Genomic DNA, 11397 nt, shown 5'->3' with positions numbered 1-11397 from the left:
AACGAAGCGTTGCGATTAACCGTAGGGATTACGGGGTTAGCCTGATAAAGTAACCGACCGATAGGTTGGTGTTCTCAGGAATCCCCCACTTCAAGGAGAGTTAGCGAGTAAGTGGGGGTAGTTCAATCGGCTATCTGCCAACTGCATTCGGAATGAATATCTTTATCGTCCTGCCGATCGGTTTTCTGGCCGTTATTGCTGTAGTCTTTCTGTTGGGTAAAAAAGTCGATACGATGCAACCTGAACACACTGACAAATAAAGCATAGTAAATACTGATAAAAAAACATAAGAGCATGTTTTTCTGTATTCAGGTAAGTTACCTGTGACAGGAGAGACATGCTCTTTTATATTACTGATTTAGGAGCGGATCCAAGGTGACTAAATGATTTACCCACTGGAGTCTGACCTCAAGAATCAGTCAGGAGTCCGTCTGACCATAAAAGCCGTTTCAGTCGATTCCTTAAACCCATTTTTCTTGTAGAATGAGAAAGCCGGCACGGAATAATCAGTGACCAGAGTAATATAGTCGATTTCAAGAGTCTTAAGATGAACAGATAACTCTTTCATAAAAAAACTGCCCAGTCCTTGTTTCTGCTCGGATTCCTTGACAAAGAATTCCTTGATATAATACTCGCGGCCCTCCCACCAGTTTGTGACATAACCGAGTGCTCCTCCAATAACTGCATCTGACTCATCCACCAAGACGAAAGAGAGGGTATTGCCGTAATCGGTAAGGTCCTTCAGATAGCTATCCACCTGTGCGTCGTCTACCCATTTGTCATTCCAGGGTTCAGCTGAAAACACATCGACAAAGATTTGCCTCATTTCTTCATAATAAATACTGCTTAACTGTTTGACTTCCATAGTTGTCTCCTTCTGCGAATTCTCTAATATATAATAGAAAGTATAGCATGTCTCAAGTTGCTCCAGGGATAAAAAATAGAGTTAGTCAGGTATGGTTTAGAACTCGTTATATTTGCGAATTAGGATCAGTTGTTTTACCATTTACGTACATCAATGCATTATAAGACTGCAGACAATAAAGGAGAGAGTAGAAATGAAGATAGAGGTAGTCAAAGAAGATATTACAGAGATGAAAGTTGATGCAATCGTCAATGCGGCTAACAAATCTCTTTTAGGTGGAGGAGGAGTGGACGGGGCGATTCACCGGGCTGCAGGATCTAAGCTTAAAGAAGACTGCAGAAAACTGAATGGCGCTGATACAGGGGAAGCGAAAATTACAGAAGGCTTTGATCTGCCGGCCCGTTATGTGATCCATGCCGTTGGCCCGGTCTATAATGACGGATTCAGAGGAGAAGCTGAAGTCGTGCTATCAGAACAGTATGAGTCTGGCAGAACAGTATAAGCTGAAAACCATAGCTTTTCCTGCAATCAGTACAGGAATCTACGGGTACCCTAAGGAAGAAGCAGCCGAGATTGCGGTCGATACGATCAGATCTTGCGAAACAGACAGTTACTCAGTTGAAACAGTCTATCTGGTAGCTTACGATGACGAGACGTTTACCAGCCTGAACCAGGCAAAAAACAAGAGAGGATAGTGTCACAATGAAAAAATATATACGCTTTGGATTAATGATTCTTACTTCAACCCTCATCATGTATGGACTTATGTATCTTAACACATATGAACGCTCACATGTGTATTTCAGTGAGACACGTGTTTATATGGCAATTATGATGGGCGCAGTGATGGCGATTGTCATGATGCTGTTCATGTGGAAAATGTATAAGAATAAAAAATTGAACAGTATTATACTGACAGGTTCAGTTGTCGTTTTCGGACTCATGCTGTTTTTAGTACGTAGCCAGACGACTGTTAATGAAGTATCCTGGATGAGATCCATGATTCCACATCACTCCATTGCTATCCTGACCAGTGAGCGTGCGAATTTTGAAGATGAACGCGTTCAGCAGCTGGCAGATGAAATAATAGAGGACCAGGTAGAAGAAATCGCAGAGATGGAAGCATTGATCGAAGAACTTCAGAATGAAGAAGACGAGGACAGTCCCGAAGACGACTAGCTATAAAAAACAACTTCTATCTAAGTCTATGCTAATTAAGCAGACTTGAGATAGAAGTTGTTTGTGTATTTATTTACTGATCTGAAACAGGCTTGGATTCTTCAGGAATTTCTTCTGTTGAGTCTTTAGTCTTACCTAGGGCATAAGTCAGGGCATAACAGGCACCAGCGAGAGCCAAGGCTACAACCAATCTAAAGAATGCTCCTGATCCAGTCAGGTCATCTAATGCATTTGTATTAGCCACTACTGCAATAGGGGAGGCTAATACTAGTCCAAGAATTGAAGCATAAGTGAAGCCGGGCTGCGTCTTGAAGAAGTAGTCGATTACTTTACTGATCAGAATGATACCAGCTACCATACCTAATGCAAAAGTAATTAATAGGATAGTGACCGGGACAAGTGCTTCAAAGTTCCAGTTGACCAGCGCTTCTGTAAACCCGTTGATTGTATTGATAACAGCATAGTAGTAGCCAATGATCAGCATGAGCAAAGACCCGCTCACTCCAGGAATGACCATGGCTGCAGCCGATATGAGGCCGACGAAGAACAAAGCAATCAGCGAACCGATTCCGAGACTGACGCTCTGTACGCCGCCCCCGGCCACTTCAGCTACTCCTATCCAAGTAACAATCAGGAAGAAGATAATGAACAGAACAAAGTGAAGTGGACCAATTGTTTTCTTCTCAGCTTCAAGACTTTTGTAGAAAGATTTTCTTAAGATCGGAAGGCCACCTAAAATCAGCCCGACGAAGGCAAATGCCGTATATAAAGTGTAACTACTCAAAAGCCATTCGATGACGATAGAGAATCCGGCCACCCCGGTCAGTGCACCAATAACCAGTGGTACGATTATTTTTAAACTAGGCTTCAGTTCCTGTCTGAAATGAGTGACCGCATGAATCACATCGTCATAAATACCGAAGGATACAGCCATGGTTCCTCCAGAAACTCCAGGAATGATATTTGAAATCCCGATAAATAATCCTTTAATTGCCATCCATATGAATTGCATAATAATCTCCTTTACGTTAATTAACGGTCGATTGAAATTCTGTGTACGAGAATCATTTTACCATATATTTTTTAATTTGATAGTAGAAAAAAAGGCCTTATCCAGTCCAGCAATGTATATACGGATAAGGCCCTTATATAATTGTTCAGTTCAGCTTATCTATATATTTCTTGACCTGTCCGAGGAATCCCTGATCACAGGCAATCTGAAGTTCATCGCCAGGGAGAAGGACAGTATCACGGTGTGGCATGAATTCATTGTGGTGTCTCTTGATTCTTACACACTTAGCATTATAAGGAAGAGTAAGTTGACTCATCTGCATACCGTCCAAATAACTGTTTGGCTCGACAAAGACATCCATATAGATTAGTTTACCTTCAAAAACAGTGGGAAAGCGGTTGGTCTTATTATATAGAGTAATTTCGTCAACGGGTTCAAGACCTAGGATATCTGCAATAATATAGGCAGTAAGACAGACGACAGCAATTGGCATCATCTGTGTGATTGATCCCGTAATTTCTGTCAGAAGTACGATAGCTGTCAGAGGAGCTTTTGAAATAGCTGTGAAAAATCCACCCATTGCAAAGATAACAAAATTACGGATGAATTCATCTTCCATTCCCGTTCCTCTAAGAGCAAGATTTCCGAAGATGCCACCAAGTACTGCACCGATAGTCAGCATTGGAATAAGCATGCCGCCTGGAATACCCGATCCATAGGCGATCTGGAAGCCGATGAATTTGAATAACAGGATTGCAAGGAGAATCGTTGTGGACGTTCGAACAGAAGCAATATCAGTAATGATACCTGTTCCTCCACCAAGCATATCCTGCCAGAAAAAGCCGGTAGGAATAACCAGAATGAATGGAATAAAGCCGTATAGATAAACTGGAACAGGTAAACTGGCATAAATTTTCGGCATAATGAACAGCACCTTATGAAATACCCAGCCTGCAAGAGCAAGCAGAACGCCTAATAGCACAAGATAAAGATAATGTTCCAGAGGAAACTCCGCCATTCGGCCTAACGCAAGAGCCGGTTGTGACCCGAAAATATGGAAGGCCAGGAAATTCGCAGTAACGGAAGCGGAAAACACTGTGAGAATAAGTACGCCGGAAAACCTGTGGTGAACCTCTTCAAGGATGATGACCAGACCGGACAATGGCGCATTGAAGGCTGCGGAGAGACCGGCTGCCGCACCACTTGAAATAAGTATACTCTCCTGTGACTTGTTTCCTTTCAGAAAAGAGTTAATTCCTTGTCCAACGACCCCGCCGATCTGGATGGAAGGCCCCTCTCGACCGACAGGAATACCGAGCCCCAGGACTAGGGTACTTGCGGCAAATTTACGCCAGAGAATAGACACCCAGTTCAGTTTCAGCGTTCCAAGAAGCTGACCTTTGAGTTCAGCGACCCCATTCCCTTGAATATCCGGATCGTCTCTTCCCATCAATATAACGAGAAAGCCTATAAAAAGGACAAAAAGAGACCAGCCGATGATCCATAAAGGGTTGTTCCTTAAATAAGAATAAATAACCGGCATGAAGTTTAATGTAGTATAAATGGCCATTCTAAAAGCACTGACAACAGCACCTGCGACTGCGCCCACTAGAATCCCTTTCAGGACATAACTGATTCTAGACCAGTCGATAAATTTCAAGCGTTTCATTTGGAAACTCCTTTAAAGCTAGTTTAGTTTAATTTGTCCAGCTGTTTTTTGACTTCAGATACAAAGCCGCTGTCTGCTGTGAAAAACAGCTCGTCTCCTGACCAGAATACCGTATCTTGGTGCGGAATGAACTCGTTATTGTGTCTTCTGACCTTAACCAGTTTCGATCCGTAAGGAAGTCTTAAGTATCGGGCCATCATGCCATCCAGATCACTGTCCGGCTCAACGGATACTTCAAATTCAATGACTTCTCCTTCAAAGACTTTAGGAATCTGATGTATTTTCTTCTGAAGCAACTCTTCATAAACCGGATCAGAGCCAAGAAAGTCAGCGACAACATACGCTGTCAGACAGACAACCGCAAGAGGCATCAGATGCGTTACTGTCCCCGTCATTTCAGTGATCAGCATAACTGCAGTGAGCGGGACTTTGGTCACGGCAGTTAGAAGGCCGCCCATTGCATAGATGATGAAGCTTCTGATGAATATATCTTCGATTCCCGTAATCCATAAAGCACCGTTTCCGTAAATAGCTCCCAGTAATGCGCCCAGGCTGAGTACTGGGATGAAGATTCCCCCTGGCAGACCTGATCCATATGAGATGTGAGAATAAACGAAACGAAACAGGAAAATACCTACCAGCAGGTGTGTGCTTATGCGCCCGGAACTGATTAATAAGATAATACCTGTCCCTCCACCAAGCATTTCAGGAAGAAAGATTCCGATGGGTATAACTAGAATAAATGGAAGAAAGCCATATAGATAAGGTGGAATAGGAATTTTTTGATAAAGTTTAGGCATATACATCAGAACTTCTTGATAAGCCCACCCCATAACTGCTACAAATATCCCCATGATTACCAAGTGGGCATAATGCTCCAGAGGGAACTGAAGAAGTGACCCGAGATCCAGCGCAGGCTGCACACCGAAAATCGTATAGGCAACAAAGTTAGCTGTAATTGATGCAGAAAAAGCAGTCAGGAGAAGAACACTAGAAAATTTATGGTGCACTTCTTCCAGTATGAACATGATTCCTGATACCGGGGCATTGAAGGCAGCGGATAAGCCGGCACTTGCTCCAGCAGAAATAAGAATATTCTGTTGAGACTTGTTACCTTTAAGGTAGTGATTGACCCCTTGACCAACCGCTCCTCCGAGCTGAATGGAAGGGCCCTCTCGACCTAATGCAAGTCCTGAACCGATGGGACAGCACGCCTCCAACAAACTTACGCCAGAGGATAGACAGCCAGTTCAGCTTCAATACCCCGTGAAGCTGTCCTTCGATATCCTGGATCCCTGATCCTTTAATGTCCGGTTCGTCTCTGATCATCAATGCAATAATAAATGCTATAATGGCAATACCTAATATTAATGGTAGAATCCATACTGGATTATTTCCTGCAAAGGCATAAACATCACGCATGAATGTCAGCATCGTCTCGATGGATACGCGGAACAGACTGACGACGATTCCGACGAGTACGCCGACCAGCAGCCCTCTAGCTACGTAAGCTATTTTAGACCAGTCAAACAAATTTAATGTCTTCATTATTTATAAAACTCCTAAAAACCACTTTAGTATCTTTTACATAAGTACTAAGATAACGAATATACAAGTGAAAAGCAATACAATGATCCTAATTGACTGAGTATTCTAATATATGTTCAGATAACTGCATGTAATTAAGGCAATTATTGCACAAGGATCGAAAGCATGCTACGATTTAACGAGATACTACGAGGAGGAACTGAAATGATTCTAATGGGTGTTGAACTGACCATTCTGATTTACGATTCATACTCCTTGAAAGACAAGCGCAGCACGGTCAAAAGTGTCGTGCATCGCATTAGAAACAGGCATCATCTGACAACTGCAGAAGTTGACGAGTGGGACCTCCACAATAAGGCTGTGCTGGGCTTCGGCGTAGTCGGAAGCAACCGTCAGCTTTGTCGGCAGCAGATCGAAGCGGCTCTGAAAGATGTAGAAGAGCATTATGAAATTGAAATACTTCATGTCGAGTGGATCGAAGCTTAGCGACCACGGACCCGTCAAAACTAATTAAAAGGATGAACGCGATGACTGAACCGACAATCGATAGTTTGAAAGAGCATTCCGGAGACTACAGGATGATCAATCTGCTGATGGGCTATACTAAAAGCCAGATGATGCAGATAGCTAGCAGTCACGGTCTGACTCTACCCAAAAGCTGGAAGAAGATAAAAGTCGCTGAAGCGCTGATGCCGCATATTCTTCATCAGGCTCAGACACTTTATCAGGAAATTCTGGATGAAGTTTTATCCATCATTTCAGAAAGCAATCAGAACGTACTGCCTGTAAAAGACAGTGAAAGTCTGAAAAGTTTCGCACCACTTATAAAGAAAGGCTTCTTTTTTGCAGTGACGGTAGAAGACAGCTCTATCGTCATTATTCCGACTGAGCTGATAGACGCCATAAATGAAGGCAGGCCACAAGAGGATGTCTTTCAAGCCATCCCGTCCGATGCTCAGGGAGAAGAACCAGCTGATAAGTTGACTGAATTGAGAAATCAGTCTGCTGATGGAGAAGAGGAGACATCCGATCATTCTGAAAAAACATATGACCTGCTGCTGAAATGGAAAAAGCAGCTGACAGCGATATACGGCGGCTTTTCAAGCAGTCATCTTCATGAGGTCTGGAACAGGTACTATACGGATTCTCTGACTGAAGAAGAAATTACTGAGATACTTACTGACTAATTTATATTAGAAAAGAGGAAAGCGCATGATTAGAATACTGATCGATTCTGGCATCGACCAGAACAATTATATGAAAAAAACATATGACTATGACTTTCTGCCATTAAGCGTCATTATTAATGAAAAGGATTATCTGGACCAGGTGGAACTGTCTCTGGAAGATGTGCACGGCTATATGAAAGAAGGGATTCTTCCTAAAACGTCTCAGGTTTCTCCCAAGACTGTGATCGATACCCTTGATGCCTGCCGAGAGAGGGGAGAAGATGTCATTTACATTACTATCTACAGTCAGTTTTCCGGGACCTATCAGGTTGCACAGACAACTGTGGAAGCGTATTTGGAAAAATATCCTGATATGAACATCGCTGTGATCGATTCCAAGGGTGGCTCTGGCGGAGGGGCCCTGCTGGCTCTTCAGGCAATGGAAATGGCCAAGAAGAATGAAGATTTCGAAACCATCGTCAGCCAGACCATAGAAAATACAGAACACATCAAGTATCACTTTACCTTGAGTAATCTGAAATGGCTCGTCAAAGGTGGGCGTCTGCCGAAAGCAGCTGGATATGCCGGAGATGCATTGAATATCAAGCCTTATCTATCTGTAAACGAAACGGGCATTTACCTGAAGAAACTGGTCAGAGGTCAGGACCGAATATACAAGCGGATGATAAAAGATGTGAAAAAAGGGATAGACGGCTTTACCGATCAGCTGGTCACGATCAGTCACGTCAATGACATTGAAAGCGCAAAGCAACTCGAAAAAATGGTACAGGAAGAACTTCCGGATGTTACCACACAGATTTTTGATATCGGAGCGGTACTGGCTGCCCATTTAGGCATAGGCGGCGTTGGTGTATTTTACTTTGATCAGAAACCGTCGCAGTATATGTACATTGAAGAATAAGAAAGCTGCGGGAATCTCAGAATAACGACAGACAGGATCTGAATGAATAGAAAGCTGTTCTCCTCCAGAAGAGGGAAACAGCTTTTTTGTATGGAATTATCAGAAGAAGCTGTTAGGTGGAGTACAGTGCATATTATTTGTTCTTTATTAATACCTTGGCTATACTGAAAGTGTTCAATAAAAAAAGGAAAAGGAGTTTGATAATATGGATAATGTCGGAGATTCGTTTCAGCGAGGACTGAACACGTTCATCGATTTTCTTCCTCGTTTGTTAATGGGGTTACTACTTATTCTAGTAGCCTGGGTCGTCGCTACTCTAGTGAAGAAAGCAATCATTAAAGGGCTGAAGGCAACAGGTCTTGCATCAAAATTACAGGACTGGGGTGCAGCTAATAACGAGAACCAGGGACATTCGATGGTCAATGCCTTAGGTAAAGTAGGGTACTTCCTGGTATGGGTATTCTTCCTTCCAGGTATCTTTTACACATTCGGACTTGAAGCAATTGGTCAGCCGATTCAGAATATGCTTGATACGGCATTTGCATTCCTGCCTAATATCATCTCAGCTATTGTTATTCTCGTATTAGGTTTCTATGCAGCTAAATTCGTCAAGAATCTGGTTTATAATCTTGCAGTTGCTGCCAATCTTGACCGGTTCTTGAATAAACTCTCAGGTTCTGAGACGGCTACATCAGATGTTGAAGACAGCAAGGGAACGATTGCATCAGTATTGGCTAATATCGTATACTTCCTAATCTTAGTACCAATTATTTTGGTTGCACTGGATGTATTAAATATCGACACGATAGCTCAGCCGGTTAGTGATGTACTCAATACGATTCTTCAAGCTATTCCAAATATATTAGTCGCAGTAGTTCTACTTGCAATTGGTATGGCTTTAGCTAAATTTATTGGAGATATCGTTACCGATCTATTGAGAGGAACTGGTTTTAACAAATATTCTTCATATTTAAGAAAATCAGTCAATATGGACATTGATCTGGCTCATTTGGTCGGACAAGTTGTTGCTGTACTGATCGGTCTGTTCTTCCTGGTAGAAGCACTTAATGTTTTGAATCTTCAAATGTTGAACATTATCGTTGGCGCAGTAATTGCTTATCTGCCTAATGTACTGTTTGCAGCCATCATCATTGGACTGGCATTCGTTGGAGGACAATTGCTGGCTTCAGGAATCAAGAAAGCAACAGGCAGTCCCTTTGCAGGCGTTATGCTTAAATATATCCTGATCGTTTTTGCAGTATTCATGGCACTTGATCAGCTGAACTTTGCTTCAAGCATCGTGAACTTTGCATTCATGTTCATTATTGGTGGACTTGCAGTAGCCTTTGCCTTGGCATTTGGACTTGGTGGACGCGACTTTGCCAGAAAGCAGCTTGAACGTGCTGATAAAAAAATTGAAAAAGAAAGCAATAAATCAGGAGATCCATCAGTTGAACCAACAGTTGACTCAACTGACCAGTCATCACCAGACTTATAAGATTAACTAGACAATATAGGGCAGATGACTCAATTATGTCATGAAGCCGTAATTGAATAGTGGACACGACCATCGATAGTTCCTTATTGGAAAAACGGTGGTCGTGTTTTTTGTTATAAAATAACCATTTATCAAAAGTAAATAGACTGATCATGTCCTTAATAATGAATCAATCTGACAAAAGTGGAAGATACTTACGAAATTGGTTATACTGGAAGAGTAGCTTAAAAAATGAGGTGAACAACTATGAAAGTAGAATTAGTAGGCTGCATTGTAAAAAGAGGGCAGGGAGATACATGTCTGAAAATGGCAGCCAAAAAAGGAGTTAACGGTGGTACGGTCATCAGAGGGGAAGGAACAGTACAAGGCAGAGTATTGAACAAACTGGGTCTGGATAAAGTCCGAAAAGAAATAGCTGTATTTATCTCTGACGAATCGACAGCTCAGACAGCAATGATGCATATAGCTGACACTATGGGGATGACAAGAAAAAATAAAGGGATCTGCTTCAGACTCCCACTTGCAGGTGCAATGGGCCTTGTCAAACAACAGGCGGCTGATCAATCTGAACTAATCGATCCAGCTGACAGTCAAGGTTTTGACCAGGAATGGAATCAGATGGAAAATAAAGGAATAGATACGAAGGAGCCGGATAATATGTTTCAGGCGATTGTTGTAATTACAAAAGAAGGTCAATCTGAAATAGTGATGGAGGCAGCTCAGGCAGCAGGTGCCCAGGGCGGCACAGTGATTCAGGCACATGGCGCAGGAGGGTACGAGACAAAAAAAGTATTCAATATGGAAATTGAGCCTGAAAAAGATATGGTACTGATCATTTCATCCAGAGATCAGACCAAGGCTATTACTACAGAAATCAATAAGGTTTTAGGACTGGAAAAACCAAACTCCGGTATTCTATTTGTAGCGGATCTAAGTGAAACGATAGGAGTTATTTAAATTAAAAAAAAGGGGAATAATCTGACATGCCTATACTAATTGAAAAAATGCTTGAAGTCACACGTTCAGTTACCCCTATCTTTCTCTTTGTTCTGATGATTCATTTTTTCCTTGTGCCGTTTTCTTCAAGTCTATTAATCGCCTTTTTTCTAGGCACTCTAGCTATCGTAATCGGCCTTAGTCTATTTCTGGTCGGTGTTGATATTGCTATAACGCCTATTGGAGAATACATAGGAAAAGGAGTAGCGAAATCCAACCGTATCTATGTCCTGGTTACTGTGGGTTTCCTGATCGGTTTTATAATATCGGCAGCTGAACCTAGTTTAACGGTACTAGGAAATCAGGTCAGTATTGTCACTAGTGGAACGATCGACAGTTTTCAGCTGATCCTGACCGTTTCGATAGGTATTGCAATTATGGTAGTCGTAGGGCTGTTGAGAATTGTATATAACTCAAGTTTCGCACCCCTAAGAACGACGTTCTATCCTTTTACCGTAAAGATCAGTTAGAATATTGAACTTAAAAGTACAGAAAAAGACACCTCTCTTTGGTAAAATGTAGTTACCAACAAACATTCC

General features: G+C 42.1%; 12 protein-coding genes and 1 pseudogene. 8 read left to right on the top strand and 5 right to left on the bottom strand.

The window, feature by feature from the left end:
• Positions 1-415: 415 nt before the first annotated feature.
• The gene (locus ACYQ4S_RS08885) at positions 416-865 is read right to left on the bottom strand and encodes a GNAT family N-acetyltransferase (protein ID WP_346024926.1); all 450 of its coding nucleotides are present in this window, start codon (positions 863-865) and stop codon (positions 416-418) included.
• 193 nt (positions 866-1058) lie between these two features.
• Between ACYQ4S_RS08885 and ACYQ4S_RS08880 the strand changes: the two are divergent.
• Both ACYQ4S_RS08880 and ACYQ4S_RS08875 read left to right on the top strand, forming a co-directional pair.
• Positions 1059-1560, top strand: a pseudogene (locus ACYQ4S_RS08880) (O-acetyl-ADP-ribose deacetylase).
• A gap of 7 nt (positions 1561-1567) precedes the next feature.
• On the top strand, positions 1568-2044 hold the full coding sequence (locus ACYQ4S_RS08875) for a DUF305 domain-containing protein (RefSeq protein WP_346024925.1): 477 nt from the start codon (positions 1568-1570) through the stop codon (positions 2042-2044).
• Positions 2045-2117: 73 nt separating this feature from the next.
• Here the strand turns inward: ACYQ4S_RS08875 and ACYQ4S_RS08870 are convergent, their stop codons facing one another.
• The 4 genes from ACYQ4S_RS08870 to ACYQ4S_RS08855 form a co-directional block, all read right to left on the bottom strand.
• Complete coding sequence (locus tag ACYQ4S_RS08870; protein ID WP_459770646.1) at positions 2118-3056, bottom strand: DUF368 domain-containing protein; 939 nt, start codon at positions 3054-3056, stop codon at positions 2118-2120.
• Positions 3057-3201: 145 nt separating this feature from the next.
• Entirely contained in the window at positions 3202-4725 is a 1524-nt protein-coding gene (locus ACYQ4S_RS08865; RefSeq protein WP_346024923.1) for a ClC family H(+)/Cl(-) exchange transporter, read from the bottom strand.
• 23 nt (positions 4726-4748) lie between these two features.
• Positions 4749-5945, bottom strand: a complete 1197-nt coding sequence (locus tag ACYQ4S_RS08860) for a ClC family H(+)/Cl(-) exchange transporter (protein WP_346024922.1) — start codon at positions 5943-5945, stop codon at positions 4749-4751.
• Positions 5842-6273 (bottom strand): chloride channel protein, encoded by a 432-nt coding sequence (locus tag ACYQ4S_RS08855; RefSeq protein WP_346024921.1) that lies wholly within the window; start codon positions 6271-6273, stop codon positions 5842-5844. Before ACYQ4S_RS08855 ends, ACYQ4S_RS08860 begins: the two co-directional genes overlap by 104 nt.
• A gap of 204 nt (positions 6274-6477) precedes the next feature.
• On the opposite strand from ACYQ4S_RS08855, the gene ACYQ4S_RS08850 reads away from it, so the two are divergent.
• From ACYQ4S_RS08850 to ACYQ4S_RS08825, 6 genes are all read left to right on the top strand, one after another.
• Positions 6478-6759, top strand: a complete 282-nt coding sequence (locus ACYQ4S_RS08850; RefSeq protein WP_176759650.1) for a DUF503 domain-containing protein — start codon at positions 6478-6480, stop codon at positions 6757-6759.
• 41 nt (positions 6760-6800) lie between these two features.
• On the top strand, positions 6801-7460 hold the full coding sequence (locus ACYQ4S_RS08845) for a hypothetical protein (protein WP_346024920.1): 660 nt from the start codon (positions 6801-6803) through the stop codon (positions 7458-7460).
• A gap of 25 nt (positions 7461-7485) precedes the next feature.
• The gene (locus ACYQ4S_RS08840; RefSeq protein ID WP_346024919.1) at positions 7486-8364 is read left to right on the top strand and encodes a DegV family protein; all 879 of its coding nucleotides are present in this window, start codon (positions 7486-7488) and stop codon (positions 8362-8364) included.
• Positions 8365-8569: 205 nt separating this feature from the next.
• On the top strand, positions 8570-9862 hold the full coding sequence (locus ACYQ4S_RS08835) for a mechanosensitive ion channel (RefSeq protein WP_459770642.1): 1293 nt from the start codon (positions 8570-8572) through the stop codon (positions 9860-9862).
• A 246-nt stretch (positions 9863-10108) separates the two neighbouring features.
• Positions 10109-10819: a P-II family nitrogen regulator gene (locus ACYQ4S_RS08830; protein WP_459770640.1), complete on the top strand. Its 711-nt coding sequence runs from the start codon at positions 10109-10111 to the stop codon at positions 10817-10819.
• Positions 10820-10845: 26 nt separating this feature from the next.
• Positions 10846-11328 (top strand): DUF1538 family protein, encoded by a 483-nt coding sequence (locus ACYQ4S_RS08825; RefSeq protein ID WP_346024916.1) that lies wholly within the window; start codon positions 10846-10848, stop codon positions 11326-11328.
• The last annotated feature ends 69 nt before the right edge of the window (positions 11329-11397 follow it).

It is taken from the genome of Alkalibacterium sp. s-m-28 (assembly GCF_054658175.1).
The sequence above is the reverse complement of the archived record's forward strand: the minus strand, read 5'-3'. Positions and strand labels throughout refer to the sequence as shown.